Raw genomic sequence first — 23,672 nt, 5'->3', positions numbered from 1 at the left:
CGAGGTGAGATCCGTGGCAGGACGCGCGGCGGCCGGCCCTCTACACCTGGTCGTCCGCCAGCTCCGCCACCCCCGTGATGCGGTGCAGCGGATACGTGCGGACCTCGTCCGCCGTGTGGTCGTACCCGGTCACGAAGCCGCCCTCCACCCGCACCGGGGCGATGACCCGCTGGCTCGCCGCGCCCTCCGCGTTGACGTAGCCGATCCAGACCGCGGAGCCGGTCATCGCCGCCGCCTGGACGGTGGCCAGGGTCTCGGCGGCGGAGGTGCGGGGCAGGGCGCCCGCCGCCGTCGCCACCGCCGGCTCCTTCCGAACCACCGTCGCCGCCCGGTCGCCCGCCCGGATCGCCCGTACCGCCGCGCCGAGCAGGGTCGTGTCCGGCGCGGGCGGCCCGTCGGGGACGGGCACGGGGGCCGTACGCGCGGGCGTGCGGTACGCGTCGGCGCGGGTGACGAGGACGTCGCCCTCCGCCGACTCGGCGGCCGGCGCGTACCCCATCGACCGCAGCCCGTCGAGCAGCGACACCGGGTCCGTCTGCGCCGCCAGGACCGTCGGCGCGATCCTCCGCAGACCGAGCGAAGCCGAACGCCGGTCCGCCAGGATCTCCCCGAGGACCGTGTCGTCATCACACCGCACATACGCGGACGCCGCCCCCACCCGCAGATGTCCGTGCCGTCTCGCCACGTCGTCCACGAGGTACGCGAGCGGCTGCGGCACCGGCGTACGGGCATGCGCCTTCAGGAAGTCGTGCAGGTCCGAGGCCGTCAGCCCGGAGTCGAGCGCACGCCGGACGGACCCCGGCGTGAACCGGTAGACCGTCGCGCCACCCTTCGACTCGACATCCGCCAGAACCGCGAGCGCGTCCGCGAGCGGCCGCCGCAGCGGCCCCGGCGCGACGGCCGTCAGATCCGCCTGGAGGAGGACATGGTCGACGGCCTCGGGAAGCAGCGGCGCGAGCAGGGTCGCCGCCCGCGCCGCCGCCACCGACAGCTCGACGCCGCCACCGTGGTCGGCGGGGGCGGCGGCCTCCGCCAGGGGCAGGTTGAGCAGCGCCCGCGCCGGACCCGACAGGGCGCCCCGGCCGGTGAGCCCCAGGAACTCCGCCTCCGCGAGCGTCCAGCGGGCGAGCCGCGACCGCAGATCCGTGGTCCCGGCCCCCTCGGAAGCGACCTGCGAGGCGCCCCGCAGGGGCCGCTCCCAGCGCAGCCGCGCCAACAGCGTCTCCGGGTCGGCCGCCGCGCCCGGCGCCAGCGTCGCCAGGAGCTCCAGAACCCGGTGCCGCACCTCGGGCGCCGGCGCCCGGTCCAGGTCCGGGCCGAGAGCGGCGAGCGTACGGCCCTTCGCGTCCGGGCCGCCGACCAGGCCCGGCGTACGGGTCGCCGTCAGCCAGGGAGTGACGAGCAGCGCCCAGCGTTCGGCGGGCGGCAGGTCCAGCCAGTCGTCGTAGGCGGGCGTCGGCGCGTACCGCTCGTCCGCCTCACCGTCCGAGGCGAGCAGCCCCGCCCCGTAACAGAGCTCCAGCCAGAACGCGGCCGTCTCCTCCGTGACGTCCAGGGCCGCCGCGGTCCGCTTCAGGTCCCGCACCGCGAGCCCGCCCGCGCGCAGCACCGGCGGACCGCCCCGGTCCCAGGACTTCAGCAGCTCCTCGACCGTCGCGAGCGCCACATGCGCCTGACCGGCCGCCGCACTGTCCACAACCTGTGGGCGGTACTCGCGCAGCACCCCCAGCTCGGGCGGCACCGGCTCCGGCGACCGGTGCGCCCGCCCGCCCCGCAGATGCAGCGCCACCTCGCGCGGCAGCACCATCGTCCGCGCCGACACCGGGAGCAGCAGGCCACGGTCGCGCAGCCAGCGCACCGGAGGCGCCGGGTCCGAGGTCACCTCGCCGTACGGAGGGCCCCACACCAGCCGGTCCAGGACGCCGAGCGCGTCCGGAGACGCCGTGTCGAGCAGCGCGCCCATCCGGTCCCGGTCGGTGAACAGCTCCGTCAGCGCCGCCACCGCCGACACCGGATCGTGCGTCGTGGGCAGCCCCGCCGCCGCGATGATCTCCTGCACCCGGCCCGGCGACATCCCCGACGTCGCCTCCGCGACCGTCGGCCCGAGCCCCGTCGGCGACGGGTGCTGCGCCGAGGGCGCGAGCAGCTCCCGCGCCGTCCGCACAAGCCGCAGCCGGTCGTCCTCGCCCCACACGAGCGCCTGCTCGCGCAGCAGCGCCACCGCGCCCGGCAGCGCCGCCTCGACCGCCGGGTCGCCCTCGTCGCCGGACAGCAGGGCCAGGAGTACGGGATACGGGGTCGGGTCGGGGCCGACGGCGAGCGCTTCGGCCGTCTGGAGCGCGAACCGGTCGAGCCGCTCCAGGGCACGCACCACCGAACCCCGCGTACCGGCGCGGGTCGCCAGCTGCGTCAGGTCGTTCGGCACGGGACTCAGCAGGTCCGGCCGGGCCCGCAGCAGCGCGGCGAGCCCCTCGTCGCCCCGCGCGCGCAGCGCCTCCGCGAGCGTGCGGGGCGCCGTGGCGGCGCCAGTTACCTCGGGCACGTGCGCCTCCCGGTCGAGCTCACCGATCCCCATCCGGACCACGTTAGCCGCTGCGCAGGCGCTAACGTCGGGCCGTACCGGGCGAACCGGCCGTGGAGGGGCACCGTGGGCATCGAGAGCGACCAGTTGGTCTACGACTACCTGAGCCGGGTCGGCGATCTGGCACAACAGCGGCAGCTGCCGGCGAGCGACCGGATGCGGCTGGTGTCGACGCTGCGGGACGAGATCGACCGCCGCCGCACCACGCACGGCGAGGAGAGCCCGTCGGAGGTGCGCGGCATCCTCGGGGCGCTCGGCACGCCGGACGAGGTGGTGGAACGGGTCGGAGGCCCGGGCGCGGCGGCGGTGCCGAAGCCACGCGAGGGAGAACCCGAGGTTCCGGACGGGGACGAGAGCGAGCCGGAGTGGTGGCGGACCGACACCGCCGAGGCCCTGCCGGGCTTCGTGGGCGGCGTCGAACGCCCGGACCTCTTCGCACCGCCGGAGCCGGACGAGCCGGAGGAGGGGGAGCCGGAGGGCCACGAGCCGGAGCCCGCGCCGGGCAAGCGCCGCCGGCCGGCCCGAGCGCTCCTGCTCCGTCGCGGCGGGCCCGCGACGAAGGCGCGGCCGGAACAGGACCCTGCCCCGGCCCCCGGCCCCGAGGGGACCGCGGCCTCCCGCCTCCGCCTCAGGAACCCCTTCGTGCTCCTTGCCGCGCTTCTGCTGCTCGGCGGCGCGATCTTCAGCTCGCTTCCCGCGCTGGCCGCGGGCTGGCTCCTCGCGTACGCCTCGCGCCGCCTCACCCCCGGCGAGGTCAGGACCGCGGTCCTGGTGATCCCGGGCCTCGCCGCCGCGTCGGGTGTCACCTGGCTGTGGGGCCGCGTCGAGGGCCGCTGGGGCGAGCCGGTGGCGACGGGCGGGGAGGCGATGGGCGCGGCGATCTCGGAAACCTGGCCGTGGATCTTCCGGGCGGCGGCCATCACCACGGCGGCCTACCTCCTCTGGCGCTCCCGCCGCCCCTGAAGCCCCGCCGCCGGTCCGCCCCCCGCCGTGGTGGGCATCTGACCCGCTGGAGCGGGCCTGACCCGTGCGGCCCCCGCCGCCCCGCGTTTGTGAGCGTGGGTTCCGCCGTGCCGCCCCCCGTTGTGGGCGTGGGTTCCGCCGTGGCGCCGCCCGCCACCTCCGTTGTGGGCATCTGTTCCGCTGGGGCGGGCCCACCCTTGGCGTCCCCGCTGCCCCGCGTTGTGGGCATCTGTTCCGCTGGGCCGGGCCCACCCTTGGCGTCCCCGCTGCCCCGCGTTGTGGGCATCTGTTCCGCTGGGGCGGGCCCACCCGTGCCTCCCCGCTGCCCCGCGTTGTGGGCATCTGTTCCGCTGGGGCGGAACGGGTGGGCACAACGGAACGGCGCCCCTTGCCGGGCCCAGGCTTCCGGGCCTGAACCCGCACCCGTCGTGCGCCGCACAAGTCGGTGGCGGGTCCAGGCACAAGGGCGGAGGCGCCCGCCGAAGGGCGCCGTCCCGTGTGCCCACCCGTCCCGCCCTGCGGGACGATTGCCCACACGGGGGGGGCGACGGGCCGGCGGGTCCAGCCACAAGGGCCGGAGGCGTCGCCCGCCGAAGGGCGCCGTCCCGTGTGCCCACGCGGGGTGGGCGACGGGCGCGGCCCGCCCCGACCCATGGGCGACGGGCCCGTCAGGAAGGCCTCAGCCCCCCACCGTCACATCCGCGTGCCACGGCGCCCCCGGTACCACCAGCGGTGATCCCGTCACCGGGTCCGGTACGACCACCGAGCGGAGCCCGAAGACGTCCCGTACCAGCGATTCCGTCACGATCTCGCCCGGCGGGCCCTCCGCCACCACCCGGCCCGCCTTCATGGCGACGAGGTGGTCGGCGTACCGGGCGGCCTGGTTCAGGTCGTGGAGGACGAGGACGACCGTGCGGCCGCGCAGCCGGTTGAGCCGGCGGACCAGGTCGAGGACCTCCACCTGGTGGGCGATGTCCAGGTAGGTGGTGGGCTCGTCGAGGAGCAGCAGGTCCGTCTCCTGCGCGAGGGCCATCGCGATCCACACCCGCTGCCGCTGGCCGCCGGAGAGCGCGTCGACGGGCCGGTCGGCGAGCGCGGTCACGTCCGTGCGGGACATGGCGTCGGAGACGGCCCGTTCGTCCTCCTCGGACCACTGCTTCCACCAGGCCTGATGCGGCTGGCGGCCCCGCGAGACGAGGTCGGCGACGGTGATCGCCTCGGGCGCGACGGGGGTCTGGGGAAGCAGCCCGATGGAGCGGGCGATCCGCTTCGTCGGCAGCTTGGCCAGTTCCTCCCCGTCGAGGAGCACCGCGCCGCCCGCCGGCTTGAGCAGCCGCCCGAGGGCCCGCAGGGTGGTGGATTTGCCACAGGCGTTGGGGCCGACGATCACGGTCACCTTGCCGTCGGGGACGGCGAGGTCGAGGTCGTGGACGACGGTGCGGTCCTCGTAGGCGAGCGTCAGCTCGCGGGCCTGCAGTCTGCTCACGCCTTACCTCCAACAGCTCGGCTCCGCACGATGAGCCAGATCAGATACGGGGCGCCGACCGCCGCCGTGAGGACTCCCACCGGCAGTTCGACGGGGGAGAAGAGCCGCCGGCCGATCAGGTCGGCGAGGACCACGACCGCCGCGCCGGCCAGCGCCGAGCAGAGCAGCGGGATCTGCGCGGTCCGCGTCATACGGCGGGCGATCTGTGGGGCGAGGAGCGCCACGAAGTCGACGGGGCCCGCGACGCCCGTGGCCACGGACGCGAGGACGACGCCGACGGCGACGAGCCCGAGGCGGACCCGGCCGAGGGAGACGCCGAGCGCGGTCGCCGTGTCGTCGTCGAGGGACACGGTCCGCTGTGCGCGGGCCGCCCACAGGACGGCGGGCAGCATGAGGAGCAGCGTCCAGCGGAGGGGCGCCGACTCGTCCCAGCCGCGCCCGTTGAGGGAGCCGGTCATCCAGATCTGGGCCTGCTGGGCGACGAGGTAGTCGCCCTTGGTCATGAAGAGGGTGGTGAGGGACCGCAGGGCGATGGCGAAGCCGATGCCGATGAGGACGAACCGGGTGGCGTGCAGTCCGCCGCGCCACGCGAACGCGTACACGAGCGCGGCGGCGAGGACACCACCGGCGATCGACAGGTAGGGCAGGACGGTGTACGAGGTGAGGCCGAAGGTCATCGCGGCGACGGTGACGGCCCCGGCGCCCTGGCTGATGCCGATGATGTCGGGGCTGGCGAGCGGGTTGCGGGCGACGGTCTGGATGAGGGCGCCCGCGATCCCGAAGGCGGCGCCGACGGCGAGGGCGACGACGAGCCGGGGCTCGCGCAGCTCCTCCACGACGAACGCCGACGGCGACGGCTGCCCGAGCAGGATCCGTGCGACCTCGGTGGGGCCGACGAACCGTTCGCCGACGCAGAGGTACGCGACGGAGGCGGCGGCCAGGAGCAGCAGCAGGCCCACGGCGACGAGGGCGGAGCGCCGGTGGAGCAGGAAGGAGGCGCGCCGGGCGCGCAGGATCCCGTACCCGGCGGGACGCACATCGAGGGCGCTCACGCGGGCACCGCCTTCCGGCGTACGAGGGTGACGGCGAACGGGAAGGCGCTCACGCGGGCACCGCCTTCCGGCGTACGAGGGTGACGAGGAACGGGACCCCGATCAGCGCGGTCATCACCCCGGCCGGCACCTCGCCCGGCGGGAACACGATCCGTCCGGTGACGTCGGCCACGAGCAGCATCACCGGCCCGATGACCGCGGCCATCGGAAGTACCCACCGGTGGTCGGAGCCGACGACGGCCCGCGCGATGTGCGGGACGGCGAGGCCGACGAACGCGACGGGCCCGGCGGCCGCCACGGCCGCCCCGGTGAGGACGGTCGCGCCGATCCCGCCGACGATCCGTACGGTCGCGACCCGCTGCCCGAGCCCCTTGGCCACGTCCTCGCCGAGCGCGAGCGCGTCGAGGCCGCGGGCCACGGAGACGACGAGGACCGTGCCGAGCAGCAGGAAGGGCCAGATCTGGCCGACGATCTGGGCGTCGCGGCCGTCGAGGGAGCCGATCTGCCAGAACCGGAACTCGTCGAGCGCGGAGGCCTTGGTGGTGAGGATGCCGGTGGTGACGGAGAGCAGCAGCGCGTTGATCGCGGCCCCGCCGAGCGCCAGTTTCACGGGCGTGGCCCCGCCGCGCCCGCCGGAGGCGATGGCGTGGACGGCGACGGCGGCGAGCGCGGCTCCGGCGAAGGCGAACCACACGTATCCGGTGAGGCTGTGCACCCCGAAGAAGGCGATGGCGAGGACGACGCCGACGGAGGAGCCCTGGCTGATGCCGAGGATGCCGGGGTCGGCGATCGGGTTGCGGGTGATGCCCTGGAGAGCGGTCCCGGCGAGGGCGAGCGCGGCGCCGACCATGAGCCCGATGAGGGTGCGGGGGACGCGCAGCTGCCGTACGACCTCGGCGTCGGGGCTCGTGCCGCCGTGCAGCAGGGCGTCGAACACCGTGGAGGGGGCGATGGCGCGGGCGCCGACGGCGAGGCTGAGCAGGACGGCGAGGAGGAGGGCGACGAGAGCCGCCGAGGTCGCGAGGACCCGTCTGGTACGGAAAGCGGCTGGCATCAGGGACCCATCGGGTGGTGCAGAGGGCGGAGCGGGGTTCGGTAAGGCTTGGCTCAGTGTAAGCAGCACCGAGATTCGAACGCCGGGGGCCGGAGGTCCCGCAGAATGGCCCCATGACGACCACCGCGACCCCCTCCGCCCCCGCGTCCCCGCTGACCGTCGGCTTCGACCTCGACCTGACGCTGATCGACACCCGCCCCGGCATCAAGGCGGCCTGGGAGGCCTTCGCGGCCGAGACCGGCGCCGCGATCGACGCGGACCTCGTCGTCACCCGCCTCGGCCCGCCCCTCGAACACGAGATGGCGTACTGGTTCCCCGAGGAGCATGTCCCGGAGATGGTGACCCGCTACCGGGCGCTGTACCCCACGTACGCCATCGAGCCCTCGCACCCGATGCCGGGCGCCCGGGACGCCGTCGAGGCCGTCCGCGAGGCCGGCGCGCGCACGATAGTCGTCACCGCGAAGAACGGCCCGCACGCCGAGCTGCACCTCGCCCACCTCGGCATCGAGCCGGACGCGGTCGCCGGCGGCCTGTGGGCCGAGGGCAAGGCGGAGGCCCTGCGCGCCCACGGCGCCCAGGTGTATGTGGGCGACCACGTCGGCGACGTCCGCGGCGCGGCCACGGCCGGTGCCTTCTCGGTGGCCGTCGCCACCGGCCCCTGCGCCGCCGAGGAGCTGAAGCAGGCCGGCGCGGACGTGGTCCTCACGGACCTGACGGACTTCCGCGGCTGGTGGGAGGGCTACCTGGCCTGAACCGGCGTGTCGGCGCCGCCCCGCGCCTGCCGCCGCTGGGCGGCGATCGACCGCAGCACACCGGCGGCGGCGACGGCGAACCCGACCCCCATCAGCATGGAGACGGTGTACGCGACGGTGGGGAACGGGTCGGTGCCGAGGAACAGCGGAGCCACGGTGACCAGCGTCGCCACGGCGCCGACGGCGAAGAGGATCACACCGGCCCTGACGAGGCCGTCACCCGGAGCGCTGTCGTTCTCCGGTGCTGCAGGGGTTTCACTACGCATCCGGCCAGGGTAGTTCCCAGGCCACAGGAACACACCGGCACCGTCTTGTCACCGGCCTCCGGGCCATTAGCCTTGGTGCCGGCGGGTCGGTGGACCCGCTGTTCGCCATACCCGACGACGAGTACGAGGACGAGGACAGACGTGCCTACCGGCAAGGTCAAATGGTTCAACAGTGAGAAGGGCTTCGGCTTTCTCTCCCGGGACGACGGCGGCGACGTCTTCGTCCACTCGTCGGTGCTCCCTGCCGGAGTCGACGCCCTGAAGCCGGGGCAGCGGGTGGAGTTCGGGGTCGTCGCCGGTCAGCGCGGCGACCAGGCGCTGTCCGTCACCATCCTCGACCCGACTCCGTCCGTCGCCGCGGCGCAGCGCCGTAAGCCCGACGAACTGGCGTCCATCGTGCAGGACCTGACGACGCTCCTGGAGAACATCACGCCGGCCCTTGAGCGGGGCCGCTACCCGGAGAAGACCCAGGGCGCGAAGATCGCGGGCCTGCTGCGCGCGGTGGCGGACCAGCTCGACGTGTAGTCGAGCTCAGACGTGTGTCGAGCTCAGACGCGGTCGAGCTCAGACGCGGTCGAGCTCAGACGCGGTCGAGCTCAGGGGAACGCGAGCGCGTCCGGGCCGAGGGGCGGTACGAGTCCCTCGGCCGCGGCGCGGGTGAGCAGCCCGCGGACGGCCGCGTAGCCGTGTTCGCCGAGGTCGGCCGTGAACTCGTTGACGTAGAGACCGATGTGCTGGTCGGCCACCTTCGGGTCCATCTCCTGCGCGTGTTCCAGGACGTACGGCCGGGAGGCGGCCGGGTCGTCCCAGGCCATCCGTACGGAGGCGCGGGCGGAGGCGGCGAGCCGTTCGAGGGTCTCGGCGCCGAGTGAGCGGCGGGCGACGATCGCGCCGAGCGGGATCGGCAGGCCGGTCGTCGACTCCCAGTGCTCGCCCATGTCGGCGAGGCAGTGGAGCCCGTAGTTCCGGTAGGTGAAGCGGGCCTCGTGGATGACGAGCCCGGCGTCGGCCTTGCCGTCGCGCACGGCGGGCATGATCTCGTGGAACGGCATCACGACGACGTCCCCGACGCCGCCCGGCACGTTCTCGGCCGCCCACAGCCGGAACAGCAGGTAGGCGGTGGAGCGCTCGCTCGGCACCGCGACCGTCTTCCCGGCCAGATCGGCGCCCGTCCCGGCTTCCCGGGTGAGGACGAGCGGCCCGCAGCCGCGGCCCAGAGCGCCGCCGCAGGGCAGCAGCGCGTACTCGTCGAGGATCCACGGCAGCACGGCGTACGACACCTTCAGGACGTCGTGGGTGTCGGTGCCGCTCTCCGCCCAGCCGTTGGTGACGTCGATGTCGGCGAAGGTCACGTCGAGCCGGGGCGCACCCGGGACACGGCCATGGGCCCAGGCGTCGAAGACGAAGGTGTCGTTCGGGCAGGGCGAATAGGCGATCTTCAGCTTGGTCACGACGGCTCCAGCTCCACGAAGACGGTCTTGCCGAGCACCCGGAAGGCGTGCCCCAGCGCTTCCAGGGCCTCGCCGATGCGCCAGGCGGCCCGGTCACGGGGGCCGACGGCGTTCGACACGGCACGGATCTCGACGACGGGCACGCCGTACGCGGCGGCGGCCTCGGCGACGCCGAAGCCCTCCATCGCCTCGGCGGCCGCCCCGGGATGCCGGTCCGCGAGCTCGGCGGCACGCGCCGCGGTGCCGGTGACGGTCGAGACGGTGAGTACGGGGCCCACGGTGTGCGCCTGGCCGCCGGCGTCCAGGGCGGCGGCGATACGGCCGGTCAGGGCGGCGGGCACGGGGTGCGCCGACCGCCCGAAGCCGAGCTCCTCGACGGTGAGGTAGCCGTCGGGGGTCTGGGCGCCGAGGTCGGCGGCGACGACGGACGCCGAGACGACGACGGATCCGAGCGGCGCGAGGGAGGGGAACCCGCCGGCGATGCCGGCGGAGACGATCAGGTCGTAGGGGGCCGCATCGGTGCCGGCCTCCGTGAGGGAGGCGCAGGCGAGCGCCGTCGCCGTCGCGGCGGCCACGGCGGCGGGCCCGACCCCGCCGACGAGCACGTCGACGCGCAGGCGTGCGGCCCGCTCGGGTGTGGCCCGTAGGTCGACAGGTATGCGTGCGGCCCGCTCGGGTGCGGCCCCGGCGCCGTCCGTGTGCCGGCGCAGGACGAGGCCCCCCGGCAGCGGGAGGAGCTCGGGGCCGCCGAGGCCGAGGCCGGCGGTGACGGAGTCCGCCTCCGCCGCCACGGCCGTCACGATCAGGATCCGGTGGACCACCGGAGGATCAGGATTCCTTCTTCAGCTTGAAGTGCCAGATGCCGGTCAGCTTCTTGCCGGTGTTCTCGACGATGGTCACCTGCGTGTCGCCGGCGCTCTCGCCGGTGGGGCTCTGGCTGGAGAAGAAGGCGCTGGCCGGAATGGTCCGGTACGTCTTCTTGTACGGCTCGGGCTCGGCCTGCTGGCCGCCGAGGAAGATCGTCCAGCCGTTGTCCGCGATCTCGGGGTCGACCCCGAAGCGGATCTTGTCGTCCATCGCCACGGTGATGGACTTCTCGGCCTTCTTGTTGAGGCACTGCTGGATCTGGGACTCCTTGATCGCCTCGCCGTCGTTGTAGCAGGCGGCTTCGGAGTTGATCGAGTCGGAGCCGACCGTCAGGGTCGCGATCGGAGTCGGCTTGTCGCAGGCGGAGAGTACGAGGAGCCCGGCGGAGACGGCCCCGAGGGCGACGGCGGCCCGGCGGCGCGAGCCGGAGAAGAACGCAACGGTCATGAGCCGAAGGCTATCGGGCCGCCGCGTCCGCGCCACGCGGGGGTACGGCGTGCCGCCCTCCGGTCCCGGAAGGCACCCGCCGTGACGAGGGGATGTCCCGCCGGCCAGACCGGGCTCCTCCTACTCCACCCGCGCCTTGGGGCGGTCCTTGGAGCCGGGGCGGCGGCGGGCCGCCGCGAGGAGGCCACGGACCGCGAGGAGCGCGCCCAGGGCGAGGAAACCGGCCGCGACGGACATGCCCAGGGTCCCGTTCAGCGGCAGCGCGATCCCGATCGCGCCGCCCACCACCCAGGCCATCTGCAGGGCCGTCTCGGAGCGCGCGAACGCCGAGGTCCGCACCACCTCCGGCACGTCGCGCTGGATCAGCGCGTCCAGGGACAGCTTGGACAGGGCCTGCGTGAGCCCCGCGACCGCCCCCAGGACCGCCACCATCACGCCGCCGAAGAACACCGCCGTACAGATCGCCGTACCGCAGACCACGCTGATCATCGTGGCGATGATCACCTCGGGGCCGTGTCCCCGCTCGCGGAGCAGCGAGCCGACCGCCGTGCCGCAGGCGTTCCCGACGCCCGCCGCCACGCCCACGATCCCCAGGGAGACGGCGGCGCTCTGCCCCGACAGCGGGTGCTCGCGCAGCAGGAACGCCAGGAAGAAGATCAGGAAACCGGACAGCATGCGTTGCGCCGCGTTCGCCTCCAGGCCGTGCAGGACCGAAGGCCCCACCGTCCGCAGGCTCGGTTTCCGCTCGCCGTGCGTCAGCAGGTGCGCCCGCCGCTCGCCCTTCGCCGAGTCCACCTTCGGCGGCATCCGCAGCGCCCAGAACGCCCCGAGCAGGAACAGCGCGCACGCCCCGTACAAGGGGTACGGGGTTCCGAGCATCTGAAGCCCCGCCCCCACGGGCGCGGCGATCCCGGTCGCGAGGAGCCCGGCCAGGGTCACCCGGGAGTTCGCCTTCACCAGCGAGAACCCCGGTGGGAGCAGCCGTGGCACGACCGCGCTGCGCACCACCCCGTACGCCTTCGAGGCGACCAGGACCCCGAGCGCCGCCGGATACAGCTCGATGCCGCCGGTGGCGACCGCCGCCGACATCATGATCGCGAGGACCGCGCGGGTCAGCATCGCGCCGGCCATCGCCGCCCGCCGCCCGTGGGGGATCCGGTCCAGGAGCGGACCGATCACCGGGGCGAGGAGGGTGAACGGGGCCATCGTGATGGCGAGGTAGAGGGCGACGCGCCCCCGCGCCTCGTCGGTCGGCACGGAGAAGAAGACGGTGGACGCCAGGGCGACGGTGATCATGACGTCCCCGGCGCCGTTCACGGCGTGCAGCTCGATCAGTTTCCCGAGCCCCGACTCACCCGCGCCGTGCGCGTGCGTGGCTTTCCTGATTCCCTTCGCGGTTCCCGTGAACGGCAGGTGCAGGGCACGCCCCACCGACCGGCCCGCTCGGCTGAGCGGTCCGGCATGATCTTCGGATCGTGCGGGAGACCGTGCGGCTGCCACTCCGTCATAGTGCCCCACCCGCACGCCCGGCGAACCGTGGCGCGGCGGGGGAGGCCCTTCGGAAGGCCCCCGGCGGCCCTCTCCGGCCCGCGCCGGAAGGCATCCGGCTGTCCGGGATCCGGGCCACTTGGGGCGGGCAGGTGGGCTGAGGCCCGCGAACGGGGTAGCGTGCGTAGCGCGTCACCGGCGGAAGCTCCCGGCCGCGCGCCTCTTCGGCATCCCGCAGAATGGATGACGATAGGTGTGCCCGAGACACGCGAGACAAGTCGGGTGCGCGGACGTCGATGCGGCCCACAGGTCCGCTCCGCCCGCCGCCCGTGGCTTCGCTCCCGCCCCTCGGCCGGCGCACCCGTGAGACGGCGTAGGAGAGAAGCGAGACCTGTGAGTGCTGCGACGACGCGAAGCGGTACCCCGCGTACCCCGCGAGCCACGCGTATCCCCGACCGCCTGTGCGCCGAGGCCGTAGACCTCGCGCGGGAGGCCGCCGAGGAGGCGGCCGCGCCCGGCATCGTCGGCGCACACGTCGAGGTGGTCGCTGAGGGCGACCGCGTCGTCACCCACTACTTCGAGTCCAAGGAACCCGGCTACCGGGGCTGGCGCTGGGCGGTGACGGTCACCCGCGCCTCCCGCGCCAAGAACGTCACCCTTGACGAAACCGTCCTGCTGCCCGGCTCCGACGCCCTCCTCGCCCCCGAGTGGGTGCCGTGGAGCGAGCGGCTCCGCCCCGGCGACATGGGCCCCGGCGACCTCCTCCCCACCGAGCAGGACGACCTGCGCCTGGAGCCCGGCTACACGGGCGAGGACGCGCCGCCGCCGAACTCCGTGGTGTCGGAGGAGCTGGAGGAGCACCTCGACGCCGAGGACGCCGAGATCGTGACCCGTACCCCCGCGCGGGGAACGGTCGCCGCGGTCGCCGAGGAACTCGGCATGCGGCGGGCCCGTGTCCTCTCCCGGTACGGCCTCCACGTGGCCGCCGACCGCTGGGACGAGGCCTTCGGCGCCGCGACGCCGATGGCGCAGGCAGCGCCCGCCTCCTGCGAGTCCTGCGCCTTCCTGGTGCCGCTCGCCGGATCCCTGAAGCAGGCGTTCGGCGTCTGCGCCAACGAGTTCTCCCCGGCCGACGGCCGGGTCGTCTCCCTCGCGTACGGCTGCGGCGGGCACTCGGAGGCCGCGATCATGCCGAAGCCGCCGCGGCCGGCGCCGCCGGTCTTCGACTCGACGGCGGTGGACGCGTTCCCGCTCCGCCCGGCCAAGGACTCCGGCTCGACGACGGAACCGGACGACACCTCGGAGGACCTGGGCCACTCGTAGTCCCGTACCCCGGTCGTGGGCATTCGTCCCGCCGGGGCGTGGGGCCCCCGGACGGAGTCCGGGGGAGGGCGGGCACGGCGGGACGGCACCCTTGGCCGGACCCGCCGCCACCGAGCACCACAAGCCGCCACCGCCGCCACCGAGCACCACAAGCCGCCACCGAACACCACAAGCCGCCGCCAAGCACCGCCGCCGCCCACGCTTCCGCGCCGGAACGTGCACCACGGGGACGGCGCCGTAGCGGCCGGACCGGCACTGGGGCGGCGCCGCAGTGGCCCGACCGGCACCCGGCCGGCGGCAACCACGGCGCGGCGGCCGCCGCGTCCTTCTCGCCGAATGCCCCCACACGCCCCGACCGCCGTACGTGCCCCCGCGACCAGCGCACCTCGGCGCGCGGTACCTTCGGGCCCCGGGACTCACGGTCCCGGGACCGAGCCCCCCGCAGAGTGGAGTCAGACGTGAGCGTCAGCGTCCGGACGTCGACCGACGGAACCGACCCCTTCGGCACCGCACGGCTCCGGCGGGGCGTGCTCGACGCCTGGGGCGCCTCGCCCGCGCGGTTCAGGGAGGACGCCAACGCCGAGGAGGACCTCGCCCTCGGCGGCTACCGCGACCGCCTCGTCGTCGAACTCGCCCAGAACGCCGCCGACGCCGCCCACCGCGCCGGCGTCACCGGCCGCCTCCGCCTCACCCTGCACCCCGCCGACCACGAGGGCCCCGCGGTCCTCGCCGCCGCCAACACCGGCGCCCCGCTCGACGCCGCCGGCGCCGAATCGCTGTCCACGCTCCGCGCCTCCGCCAAGCGCGAGCAGACCCACGGTGCCGTCGGCCGCTTCGGCGTCGGCTTCGCCGCCGTCCTCGCGGTGACCGACGAACCCGCCGTCCTCGGCCGGCACGGCGGCGTCCGCTGGTCCCTCGCCGAGGCCCGCGAACTCGCCGCCGAGACCGCCCGGTACAGCCCCGGCCTCGGCGACGAACTACGCCGCCGCGACGGCCACGTACCCCTCCTGCGGCTTCCGCTGCCCGCCGAGGGCACCGCCCCCGACGGCTACGACACCGTCGTCGTCCTCCCCCTGCGGGACACCGCCGCCGGCGACCTCGCCGAACGGCTGCTCGCCTCCGTCGACGACGCCCTGCTCCTCACGCTCCCCGGCCTCGCCGAGATCGTCGTCGAGACCGCCGAAGGGGTACGGACCCTCCGCCGCTCCGAGGACGACGGCTACGTCCGTGTCGACGACTCCGCCACCGGCACCCACCGCTGGCGGACCGTCTCCCACGGCGGCCCCCTCGACGCCGAACTGCTCAGGGACCGCCCGGTGGAGGAGCGGCTCCGCCCCCACTGGTCCGTCACCTGGGCCGTACCCGTGGACCCCGAGGGCGCCCCGCTGCACCCCCGTACGAGCCCCGTCGTGCACGCCCCCACGCCCACCGACGAGCCGCTCGGCATCCCCGCCCTCCTCATCGCGTCCCTCCCGCTCGACACCGCACGGCGGCACCCGGCACCCGGACCGCTCACCGACTTCCTGGTGCAGCGCGCCGCCGACGCGTACGCCGAACTCCTCGCCGACTGGCAGCCGGTGACGTCCGCCACGCTCGCCCTCGTCCCCGGCCCGCTCGGCAAGGGCCCCCTCGACGGGGCGCTGCGCGAGGCGATCCTGCACCGGCTGCCGAGGGTCGCGTTCCTCGCGCCCGCCGCCCCGTCCGAGGAACTCCCGGCGCTCCGCCCCATCGAGGCCGAGGTCGCGGAGGGCGCGGGCGCGGACACCGTCGACGTCCTCGCCGAGGTCTTCCCGACGCTCCTCCCGGCGGGTCTTGAGCGGCGGCCGGAACTCCGTACGCTCGGCATCGGCCGCGTACCCCTGACCGAGGCGATCGACCGCCTCGCCGGGGTCGACCGGCCCCCGACGTGGTGGTGGCGCCTGTACGACTCGCTCGCCGGCGTCGACCCGGACCGCCTGACGGGGCTCCCCGTCCCGCTGGCCGAGGCGGAGGAAGGCGCCCGGATCCGTACGGCCATCGGCCCCCGCCAGGTCCTCCTGCCGCAGGACCGCACCCCCGCCGAGCTGACCCGGCTCGGCCTGAAGGTCGCCCACCCCGACGCCGCCCATCCGCTCCTGGAGAAGCTCGGCGCCCTGCCCGCCACACCCCGCGCGGTCCTCACGACCCCGCAGGTGCGGGCGGCGGTCGCGGCCTCCCTCGACGCGGGCGAGATCTGGGACGAGGACGCGCTGGACGCGGAGGAGCTGGCGGACACGGTCCTCGCGCTGGTCAGGGACGCGGAACTCGACCCGGGCGACGAGCCGTGGCTCGGCGCGCTCGCCCTCCCCGATGAGGACGGCGAACTCTCCCCGGCGAGCGAACTGGTCCTGCCGGGCTCCCCGTTCGCGGACGTCATGCGCGAGGACGAACTCGCCCACGTGGACGCCGACCTGGCCGCCCGCTGGGGCGAACAGCCCCTCGCCGCCTGCGGAGTCCTCGCCAACTTCGCCCTCGTCCGCGCCACCGACCTGCTCCTCGACCCGGACGAGGTCGAACCCCGCGAGGGCGACTACCCCGAGCCGGACGACGCGGGGCTCCTCGACGCGGTCGACGTGTGGTGCGAGGACGTCCTCGACCGGCTGCCGGAATCGCCGGTGCCGCCGGTGGCGACGGAGGTCGTGGCCGTACGGGACCTGGACCTCGTCGACGACGAGTCCTGGCCGCAGGCCCTTTCCCTCCTCGCGCAGCCCCCGCTCCGTGACGCCCTCACCCAGCCCGTACGCGTCCTCCTCCCGGACGGCACGACGGAGACGGTCCGCTCGTACACGGCCTGGTGGCTCCGCGACCACCCGGTCCTGGACGGCCGCCGCCCGGCGGGACTGCGCGCGGCGGGCTCGGACCCCCTCCTCGCCGGCCTGTACGACTCCGCCGACGCGACCGGCTTCGAGGACGAACAGGTCCTCCGGGCCCTGGGCGTCCGCACCTCCGTCCCGGCCCTCCTCGACGAACCGGGCGGCGCGGCGGAACTCCTGACCCGCCTGGCCGACCCGTCGAGGGAGGTCACGGGCGTCCAGCTGCACGCCCTGTACACGGCCCTGGCGGACCTGGACCCGGACCAGGTGACGCTCCCGGACGAACTGCGGGCGGTGGTGGACGGCGAGCTGGTGGTGGTCGACGCGTCGGAGGCCCTGGTGGCGGACGCCCCGGACCTCCTGCCCCTGACGAACGGGCTGCCGCTGCTCCCGGTGTCCCCGTCCCACGCGGCGGACCTGGCGGAACTGTTCCAGGTACGGCGCCTGAGCGAGGCGGTGGAGGCGGAGGTCACGACGGTGGGCGAGGAACACGAGGTCCCGCCCTCGGTCCACGCCCTCCTGGGCCCGTCGACGCCCACCTCGTACCTCGAACACGAGGAGCTTCAGGCAGGCGGAGTGGAACTCGACTGGCGCCACACCCCGGACGGCGTGGTGCACGCCTCCACCCTGGAAGGCGTGGCGGCCGGCCTGGCCTGGGCGGCGGGCCAGTGGCCCCGCCGCTTCGAGGTGGCGGCCCTCCTGGAGGACCCGTCGAGGACGACGGAACTGGCGAGGGACCGCTGGTTCGACTGATCCCGGCCGACGGCCGGGGGACGGGGGCGCCCGGACGGGCGCCCCGGGGGGCCGGGCCCTAACGGGCGCCCGACTCCATCAGCTCCTTCAGGTGCTCTTCGTTCCGCGGCATCTCCTTACGGATGTGCGGTTTGACCACGAGCGGGACGAGGACCTTGCCGATGCCGTGCGACTCGAAGTCGATCGACAGGGTCAGCCGGGACCGCCGCCCGTCGTCGAGCGGCTCGATCGTCCCCTGGACGTCGCCGCGGACGGGCCCGTCGATGCCGTGGAGATGCCAGCTGCGCGACGGGACCATCTCCATGACCTCCATGGTCATGGGCATCTCACGGCGCCCGATACGGCGCTTGATGTGAATGCGGGAGCCGACGTCGAGCGGCCCGTCACTGAGCTTGCGCGCGGCGACGGCGCTCTCCTGCCATTCCGGCATGTGCGAGGGATCCATCATGTACGAGAAGAGGTCCTCGGGGCTGCGGGAGATGTCGATGGTTTTTTCGATTCGGGACATTACGCCCCCTCGGGTAGTCATTACGACAAAATCATCCCACGCCGGCGGCCGCCCGAGCGAGGGCGAGCAACGCACTACGACGAACCGCCCGGACGCAAACGAGGCACTCGGGGTGCGGGCTGGGCTCGTGAACGGCGCCGGTGGGTCCGTCTCCGTCGGTCGGGGTGCGCGGACGCCGAATGGGGCGGCCCGGCGGCGTTAAGGGTCTTGCGGTTGTTGCTCGGTGGGGCTTCGGGCCCCGCTGGTCTGTCTGGGTGGGTGGAAAGGGCTCTCAGGGCGGTGGGCCCGGGAGCCTTCCTGCTGCTACTCGCGGTAACTCCCTGATCCGGCCCCTCTGGGGCTGGTTACCGCGAGTAGGAGCACGTTGACTTCGTCGCCTGCTCCTCACGGACTTCCCACCACCGGGAATGACCAGCGGGGCCTGAAGCCCGGCCATTTGCGAGCGTGACTCGCCGAGCCGGAGCCCGGCCGCCCCATTCAACGACCGCGCACCACCAACCGACGGGACTGCGCCCACCCGCCCGGCCACGAACCCAGCCCCCACCCACCGGCCCGACGGGCGCCCTCCGGCCCCGGATGCTGTCCGGGGCTCCGGTGCCCCCCACCCCAAGGACCTCACCGACCGCCGGACGCGCCTGACTCCTCCCGCTCGCCGATCAGTGTGGCCACGTGATGGCCGTGCCGTCCGGAGTGACCGTGATCCGGAAGCGGTCGAGGGCCGGTGAACCGCTCCGCCGCCATCGGGTCACGTGGTCCTCGATCCGGCTCCACAGGTGGTCCGGGCCCCCCTGGCGGACGGTCCATCGTGCGCCGTCGCGCCGAAGCGTGACCCATGACCCGGCATCGACGTCAAGGAGCACGGGGCGCGCCCCGCCGCCGAGAGACATCCGGATGAGCTGAGCGCGCGGGGCGGCGAGCTGGGCGACGAAGCGGGTGGTCCAGTTGTCCAGGACGTCGGGGCCGAGGACGGTCTCCCGTTCTTCGCCGTCGTCCAGGTCGGGGAGCACTCCCAGGGGTGGCGGGAGGTGGGGGCGGGCCAGCATGAAGGAGACCTGACCGCCGAGGAGCCGGCCGTGAGCGGTGCCGTCGCTCCCGACGGTGAGGCGGGCGAGCTCGGAGGAGTACATCCAGCCGCACACCGTGGCGAGGATCTGCCCGCCCGGCCTGGTCTGAGCGAGCCAGGCCGGTGGGACCGCCAGGATTCCGCAGGTGGCCACGATCCGGTCGTACCGGCCCCCGCCCGGATCCCCGGTCAGACCGTCCCCGACGACCAGCCGGGGCAGATGGCCGACGGCGCCGAGGGCGGCCCGGGCCCGAGCGGACACGTCAGCGTCGACCTCGACCGACGTCACGCGGTCGTCGCCGAGGCGGTGGCAGAGCAGGGCGGTCGAGTAGCCGGTCCCCGTGCCGATCTCCAGGACCCGCATGCCCTCCTCCACCTGGAGGTCTTCGAGCATCTGGACGACCAGGCCGGGCAGAGTGCCGGAGCTGGTCGGAGGGCGGAAGATCCGGCCCTGGATGTCGGCGGGCGTGATGGTGCCGGCGATCTGGGTCACGAGCGAGTCGTCCTCGTACGTGGCCGGGAGCCATGCCGGGTCGTCCGGCATCACCGGCTCCCAGCCGGTGGGGCCGGCGCCGTCCACCCGTCTGAAGTAGCCGCCGCGAAGGAACTCGTGGCGGGGTGTGTCGAGGACGGCCCGGTGCCACTCGGGCGAGCGTAGCTGGCCACCCGAGGCGAGCCGGTCGACCAGTCCTTCCCGAAGAGTCTTGTCGTCGCTCACGCAGCCTTCCGTTCCAGGAGGTCAGCCATGGCCGCGACCATGGGAAGTCCGGTTTCCGGTTCCATCCACGCCCATTGGCCGGACGGGTTGCATTCGAGGAACCACCATGACCCCCTCCGGTCCACGGCGAAGTCGAATGCACCGAAGACCAGCCCGAAGTGGTCCAGGTAGCGGTGGAGGGCGTCAATGATTCCGGACGGCGGTTCGACCACGGTGTACGTGAGCCGGTCGTAGTCCGTGCGCCAGTCCAGCACCCCGGAGTCGATCCGCACGCTGAACACCCGTCGACCCATGACCGTCACGCGGACGTCGGCGACCTTGTCGACGCGATGCTGGAACAGGTGGGCGGTGCCGGCCACCCGCTCGTCGATCTGGTCCGCTGTGACCTCGCCGACTTCGAGATGAGAACTACCCAGCCCACCCCTCCCGCTCCCCAACTCGCCTGGCCACACGATCGGGTGAAGGCGTGTCCGGTGGCCGGACAGGTGGGGTGGGGCGTGCGCTACGGTCAGCCGTAATAGCGGCATATGACAAGTCGGCCCCCGGCAGGACTGGCATCCTGACGAGGGCCTGACCAAGCAGGAAGTAGCGCTTCCCCATGGCTGATCCGCAGCCTGACGCGGTCGTTTCCGTCTGCCCCGTTCCGTACGAGATTCCCGACGACGCGCCTCGCGCCGGGGTCATCCACGTGCGTCACCGGCACACCGACCGGTTCACCGTCGTCGGCGACCACCTCGCTCAGCATCCGCGTCTCTCGGCCGTCGCGATCGGGCTCGGCGTCTACCTGCAGTCGCTGCCCAACGGCGCCGACGTCACCGTCAAGACGCTCACCCTGCGGTTCCGCGAGGGTGAGATCACCATCCGGCGGGCCCTCGACGAGCTCGTGGCCGAGGGGTACGTGGAGCGGCGGCGGGTGCGCTAGGCGGCGGGTGGTTCGCCACCCGGACGCTGTCGTACGACAATCCCGGCTGTGGGTCCCGTAGCCGGCGATCGCCTGCCGGCCTCAGCCGTACAGACGGAGCCGGAGCCCGGTCCCGCGCCGGACACCGTGGCCCGAAGCCCCGAGCCGTGTCGGCCCGGGGCTTCGGAGAGAGGGAGGTCGGTCAGGACCGGTCAGCCCTCGACCCAGGAAGCGCTGCCCGCCCCTGAACCGCCCCCGCATTCGCCCGCCGAGGTGCCGCGCTGGCCGGAGTTCAGCGTGACCCACTGGCCGTACGTGTCCGGCCACCAGCCGCAGACGATGGAGACCCGGAAGGCGATGGCGCGGTTGGTGTTGTTGGTGCAGTCCGCGAAGCCCTGGTAGCCGTTGACCCACGTCTGGCAGTTCAGTGCGTTGGCCGCCGCGCGGGGTGCCGCCTCGGTGGTGTGGGCGGTTGCGGGGGCTCCCGCCGAGAGCAGGGCCGCCCCGACGAGGGCGGCCAGGGTGACAGGCATCTTGCGTCGCATCAGTTACTCCTTGGCAGGATCTCCGTCGCACTACCACGGATGACTCCACGCGCATGCCCCGAGGAGCGCTCCTCGTCGCCCTTGTGTCGAACCGCAGGTCCGAGCCCCGCGACGCCGGCGTGGTGCTGGATGTAGTGCTCAATGAGATAACGGACATCCCGCCCGGAAGGTGCGGAGTTTCCTCACGCCGGGAACCTCCGGCCCACCCACCGCCACGCGAGCTCCAGGAGCAGGCCTCCCGTCGCCGCGATGGCGACCGCCGCCCACGGCATCGTCGTGCCCACCAGCTTCAGCGCGAAGAAGTCCTGGAGCCAGGGGACCACCAGGACCAGGAGGAAGGCCCCTCCCATCGTGGCGACCAGGGCGAGGCGCCACCAGGTGTACGGGCGGGCGATGATCGCCAGGACCCACATGGAGACCAGGAAGAGGGTGAGGGTGGCGGCGCTGGTCTCCGCGTCCAGGGCGCCTTCGCCGCTGTAGTGCCGGCGGGCCAGGAGGTATGTGGTGAAGGTGGCCGCCGCCGCGATGACGCCGCTGGGGATCGCGTACCGCATGACCCGCCGTACGAAGTTCGGCTTCGCCCGTTCCTTGTTGGGGGCGAGGGCGAGGAAGAACGCCGGGACGCCGATGGTGAGGGTGGAGAGGAGGGTGAGGTGCCGGGGGAGGAAGGGGTACTCCACCTGGGAGACCACCACCAGGACCGCCAGGAGGACCGAGTAGACGGTCTTGGTGAGGAAGAGGGTCGCGACCCTCGTGATGTTGCCGATGACCCGGCGGCCCTCCGCCACCACCGACGGGAGCGTCGCGAAGCTGTTGTTCAGGAGGACGATCTGCGCGACCGCCCTCGTCGCCTCCGAGCCCGAGCCCATCGACACGCCGATGTCGGCGTCCTTCAGGGCCAGGACGTCGTTGACGCCGTCGCCCGTCATGGCGACCGTGTGACCGTGGGACTGGAGCGCCGCCACCATGTCCCGTTTCTGCTGTGGGGAGACCCGCCCGAAGACCGCGTTCTCGTCGAGGACCCTCGCCATCTCCTCCCGGTCGGCGGGGAGGGTGCGGGCGTCCACCGTGTTCGCCGCGCCGGGCATGTCGAGCTTCGCGGCGACGGCGCCGACCGAGACCGCGTTGTCGCCCGAGAGGACCTTCGTGGCGACGTTCTGGTCGGCGAAGTAGGCGAGGGTGTCGGCGGCGTCGGGCCGGAGGCGTTGTTCCAGGACCACGAGGGCGGTCGGGTGGGCGTCGGCGGCGACGTCCGGGTCGTCGAGCTCGTGCCGCGTGCGGGCGAGGAGGAGGACCCGCAGTCCCTGTTCGTTGAGGTGGTCGATCTCGGTCAGGGTCGGGTCGTCGGCCGTGAGCAGGACGTCGGGGGCGCCCAGGAGCCAGGTGGAGTTCTCGCCGTCGCCCTCGCTGAAGGACGCCCCGCTGTACTTGCGGGCCGAGGAGAACGGCAGCGCCTGCGTGCACCGCCACTCCACCGAGTCCGGGTACGCCTCGATGATGGCCTGCAGGGAGGCGTTCGGGCGGGGGTCGGACTCGCCGAGGGCGCCGAGCACCTTCCGTACGTACGTCTCGTCGCTGCCGTTGAGGGGACGGAGCCCCGTGACGTCCATGCCGCCCTCGGTGAGCGTGCCCGTCTTGTCCAGGCAGACGACGTCGACGCGGGCGAGCCCCTCGATGGCGGGCAGTTCCTGCACCAGGCACTGCTTGCGGCCCAGGCGTACGACTCCGATGGCGAAGGCGACCGAGGTGAGCAGGACGAGGCCCTCGGGGATCATCGGGACGATGCCGCCGACCGTGCGGGCGATCGAGTCCTTGAGGTCGTTGTCCTTGACGACGAGCTGGCTGATGATCAGCCCGATCGCCGTCGGGACCATCATCCACGTCACGTACTTGAGGATCGTGGAGATGCCGGAGCGCAGTTCGGAGTGGACGAGCGTGAAGCGGGAGGCCTCTTCGGCGAGCTGCGCCGCGTACGCCTCGCGGCCGACCTTGGTGGCGGTGAAGGCGCCGCCGCCGGCGACCACGAACGAGCCCGACATCATCGGGTCGCCGGGTTTCTTCACGACCGGGTCGGCTTCGCCGGTGAGGAGGGATTCGTCGATCTCCAGGCTGTCGGCCTCGGCGACGACGCCGTCGACGACGACCTTGTCGCCGGGGCCGAGTTCGATCAGGTCGCCGAGGACGATCTCGGAGGTGGAGAGTTCGGCGGTCACGCCGTCCCTGCGGACGGTCGGTTTGGCCTCGCCGATGACGGCGAGTCCGTCGAGGGTCTTCTTGGCGCGGAGTTCCTGGATGATGCCGATGCCGGTGTTCGCGATGATCACGAAGCCGAAGAGGCTGTCCTGGATCGGTGCGACGCAGAGCATGATCACCCAGAGGACGCCGATGATCGCGTTGAAGCGGGTGAGGACGTTGGCGCGGACGATGTCGGTCGTCGAACGGGAGCTCCGTACCGGGACGTCGTTGACCTCGCCGCGCGCGACGCGCTCGGCGACCTCGGCCGAGGTGAGCCCGGCGGCGCGGTGCACGACGGGCGGGCCGGCCGCCTCGGTCTCACTGCCGTCCGTGTCGATCTTCGCCCGCTGAGTCATGTTTTCGACGGTACGACCGGAACGGGGCGTTC

At 73.7% G+C, this 23,672-nt stretch carries 19 protein-coding genes and 1 pseudogene; 6 read left to right on the top strand and 14 right to left on the bottom strand.

The annotated features are described in order from the left end of the window. Positions 1-40: 40 nt before the first annotated feature. On the bottom strand, positions 41-2,575 hold the full coding sequence (locus ACFVYX_RS11420) for a helicase-associated domain-containing protein (RefSeq protein WP_389681084.1): 2,535 nt from the start codon (positions 2,573-2,575) through the stop codon (positions 41-43). Between the two features lie 72 nt (positions 2,576-2,647). Between ACFVYX_RS11420 and ACFVYX_RS11415 the strand changes: the two genes are divergently transcribed. Continuing rightward, entirely contained in the window at positions 2,648-3,544 is an 897-nt protein-coding gene (locus tag ACFVYX_RS11415; RefSeq protein WP_389681083.1) for a hypothetical protein, read from the top strand. Between the two features lie 679 nt (positions 3,545-4,223). Here the strand turns inward: ACFVYX_RS11415 and ACFVYX_RS11410 are convergent. The 3 genes from ACFVYX_RS11410 to ACFVYX_RS11400 are packed head-to-tail and all read right to left on the bottom strand — an operon-like array spanning position 4,224 to position 7,136. Then, positions 4,224-5,030 (bottom strand): ABC transporter ATP-binding protein, encoded by an 807-nt coding sequence (locus ACFVYX_RS11410; RefSeq protein WP_389681082.1) that lies wholly within the window; start codon positions 5,028-5,030, stop codon positions 4,224-4,226. Next, positions 5,027-6,082 carry a FecCD family ABC transporter permease gene (locus ACFVYX_RS11405; RefSeq protein ID WP_389681081.1) on the bottom strand — a complete coding sequence of 352 codons (1,056 nt, stop codon included), beginning with the start codon at positions 6,080-6,082 and terminating at the stop codon, positions 5,027-5,029. Before ACFVYX_RS11405 ends, ACFVYX_RS11410 begins: the two co-directional genes overlap by 4 nt. A gap of 49 nt (positions 6,083-6,131) precedes the next feature. Beyond that, positions 6,132-7,136: a FecCD family ABC transporter permease gene (locus ACFVYX_RS11400; RefSeq protein WP_389681080.1), complete on the bottom strand. Its 1,005-nt coding sequence runs from the start codon at positions 7,134-7,136 to the stop codon at positions 6,132-6,134. A gap of 113 nt (positions 7,137-7,249) precedes the next feature. On the opposite strand from ACFVYX_RS11400, the gene ACFVYX_RS11395 reads away from it, so the two are divergent. Further along, a complete protein-coding gene (locus ACFVYX_RS11395; RefSeq protein WP_389681079.1) occupies positions 7,250-7,888 on the top strand; it encodes an HAD family hydrolase in 639 nt (212 codons plus the stop codon). Here ACFVYX_RS11395 and ACFVYX_RS11390 read toward each other — a convergent pair. After that, positions 7,876-8,154 (bottom strand): hypothetical protein, encoded by a 279-nt coding sequence (locus tag ACFVYX_RS11390; protein WP_389681078.1) that lies wholly within the window; start codon positions 8,152-8,154, stop codon positions 7,876-7,878. The genes ACFVYX_RS11395 and ACFVYX_RS11390 overlap by 13 nt on opposite strands. Before the next feature lie 141 nt (positions 8,155-8,295). On the opposite strand from ACFVYX_RS11390, the gene ACFVYX_RS11385 reads away from it, so the two are divergent. Beyond that, positions 8,296-8,679, top strand: a complete 384-nt coding sequence (locus tag ACFVYX_RS11385) for a cold-shock protein (protein WP_318212558.1) — start codon at positions 8,296-8,298, stop codon at positions 8,677-8,679. Between the two features lie 71 nt (positions 8,680-8,750). Here the strand turns inward: ACFVYX_RS11385 and ACFVYX_RS11380 are convergent, their stop codons facing one another. The 4 genes from ACFVYX_RS11380 to ACFVYX_RS11365 all read right to left on the bottom strand — a co-directional run bounded on the left by ACFVYX_RS11380 (position 8,751) and on the right by ACFVYX_RS11365 (position 12,419). Continuing rightward, positions 8,751-9,605, bottom strand: a complete 855-nt coding sequence (locus ACFVYX_RS11380; protein ID WP_389681077.1) for a 1,4-dihydroxy-6-naphthoate synthase — start codon at positions 9,603-9,605, stop codon at positions 8,751-8,753. Next, entirely contained in the window at positions 9,602-10,426 is an 825-nt protein-coding gene (locus ACFVYX_RS11375; RefSeq protein ID WP_389681076.1) for a futalosine hydrolase, read from the bottom strand. The genes ACFVYX_RS11380 and ACFVYX_RS11375 overlap by 4 nt, the downstream gene beginning before the upstream one ends. A 7-nt stretch (positions 10,427-10,433) precedes the next feature. Beyond that, complete coding sequence (locus ACFVYX_RS11370; RefSeq protein ID WP_389681075.1) at positions 10,434-10,919, bottom strand: DUF2771 domain-containing protein; 486 nt, start codon at positions 10,917-10,919, stop codon at positions 10,434-10,436. A 120-nt stretch (positions 10,920-11,039) separates the two neighbouring features. Next, a complete protein-coding gene (locus tag ACFVYX_RS11365; RefSeq protein ID WP_389681074.1) occupies positions 11,040-12,419 on the bottom strand; it encodes an MFS transporter in 1,380 nt (459 codons plus the stop codon). Between the two features lie 381 nt (positions 12,420-12,800). On the opposite strand from ACFVYX_RS11365, the gene ACFVYX_RS11360 reads away from it, so the two are divergent. Continuing rightward, positions 12,801-13,730: a DUF3027 domain-containing protein gene (locus tag ACFVYX_RS11360; protein ID WP_389681073.1), complete on the top strand. Its 930-nt coding sequence runs from the start codon at positions 12,801-12,803 to the stop codon at positions 13,728-13,730. Positions 13,731-14,176: 446 nt separating this feature from the next. Further along, positions 14,177-17,314 carry a sacsin N-terminal ATP-binding-like domain-containing protein gene (locus ACFVYX_RS11355; RefSeq protein ID WP_389681072.1) on the top strand — a complete coding sequence of 1,046 codons (3,138 nt, stop codon included), beginning with the start codon at positions 14,177-14,179 and terminating at the stop codon, positions 17,312-17,314. 58 nt (positions 17,315-17,372) lie between these two features. On the opposite strand, the gene ACFVYX_RS11350 is transcribed toward ACFVYX_RS11355, so the two are convergent. From ACFVYX_RS11350 to ACFVYX_RS11340, 3 genes and pseudogenes are all read right to left on the bottom strand, one after another. Further along, positions 17,373-17,822: an SRPBCC family protein gene (locus ACFVYX_RS11350; RefSeq protein WP_389681071.1), complete on the bottom strand. Its 450-nt coding sequence runs from the start codon at positions 17,820-17,822 to the stop codon at positions 17,373-17,375. A gap of 656 nt (positions 17,823-18,478) precedes the next feature. Next, the gene (gene tgmC, locus ACFVYX_RS11345) at positions 18,479-19,603 is read right to left on the bottom strand and encodes an ATP-grasp peptide maturase system methyltransferase (protein ID WP_389681070.1); all 1,125 of its coding nucleotides are present in this window, start codon (positions 19,601-19,603) and stop codon (positions 18,479-18,481) included. After that, positions 19,600-19,998: pseudogene (locus ACFVYX_RS11340) on the bottom strand (ATP-grasp ribosomal peptide maturase); the annotation flags it as partial. The gene tgmC and the pseudogene ACFVYX_RS11340, both read right to left, overlap by 4 nt. A gap of 203 nt (positions 19,999-20,201) precedes the next feature. Here ACFVYX_RS11340 and ACFVYX_RS11335 point away from each other — a divergent pair. Beyond that, the gene (locus ACFVYX_RS11335; protein ID WP_389681069.1) at positions 20,202-20,525 is read left to right on the top strand and encodes a hypothetical protein; all 324 of its coding nucleotides are present in this window, start codon (positions 20,202-20,204) and stop codon (positions 20,523-20,525) included. 191 nt (positions 20,526-20,716) lie between these two features. On the opposite strand, the gene ACFVYX_RS11330 is transcribed toward ACFVYX_RS11335, so the two are convergent. Both ACFVYX_RS11330 and ACFVYX_RS11325 read right to left on the bottom strand, forming a co-directional pair. Continuing rightward, a complete protein-coding gene (locus ACFVYX_RS11330; RefSeq protein WP_389681068.1) occupies positions 20,717-21,049 on the bottom strand; it encodes a hypothetical protein in 333 nt (110 codons plus the stop codon). A 182-nt stretch (positions 21,050-21,231) separates the two neighbouring features. Then, positions 21,232-23,640 (bottom strand): cation-translocating P-type ATPase, encoded by a 2,409-nt coding sequence (locus ACFVYX_RS11325; RefSeq protein ID WP_389681067.1) that lies wholly within the window; start codon positions 23,638-23,640, stop codon positions 21,232-21,234. Positions 23,641-23,672: the final 32 nt, after the last annotated feature.

It is taken from the genome of Streptomyces sp. NPDC058326, assembly GCF_042879855.1.
Classification (GTDB): domain Bacteria; phylum Actinomycetota; class Actinomycetes; order Streptomycetales; family Streptomycetaceae; genus Streptomyces.
Note: the sequence above shows the minus strand (reverse complement) of the source record. Positions and strands in the feature narration are given on the sequence as shown.

Coding starts and splice junctions, on each gene's coding strand:
- ACFVYX_RS11420 (WP_389681084.1), bottom strand. CDS start 2,575: ATGGGGATCGGTGAGCTCGACCGGGAGGCGCACGTGCCCGAGGTAACT.
- ACFVYX_RS11400 (WP_389681080.1), bottom strand. CDS start 7,136: ATGCCAGCCGCTTTCCGTACCAGACGGGTCCTCGCGACCTCGGCGGCT.
- ACFVYX_RS11395 (WP_389681079.1), top strand. CDS start 7,250: ATGACGACCACCGCGACCCCCTCCGCCCCCGCGTCCCCGCTGACCGTC.
- ACFVYX_RS11390 (WP_389681078.1), bottom strand. CDS start 8,154: ATGCGTAGTGAAACCCCTGCAGCACCGGAGAACGACAGCGCTCCGGGT.
- ACFVYX_RS11370 (WP_389681075.1), bottom strand. CDS start 10,919: ATGACCGTTGCGTTCTTCTCCGGCTCGCGCCGCCGGGCCGCCGTCGCC.
- ACFVYX_RS11350 (WP_389681071.1), bottom strand. CDS start 17,822: ATGTCCCGAATCGAAAAAACCATCGACATCTCCCGCAGCCCCGAGGAC.
- ACFVYX_RS11335 (WP_389681069.1), top strand. CDS start 20,202: ATGGCTGATCCGCAGCCTGACGCGGTCGTTTCCGTCTGCCCCGTTCCG.
- ACFVYX_RS11330 (WP_389681068.1), bottom strand. CDS start 21,049: ATGCGACGCAAGATGCCTGTCACCCTGGCCGCCCTCGTCGGGGCGGCC.
- ACFVYX_RS11325 (WP_389681067.1), bottom strand. CDS start 23,640: ATGACTCAGCGGGCGAAGATCGACACGGACGGCAGTGAGACCGAGGCG.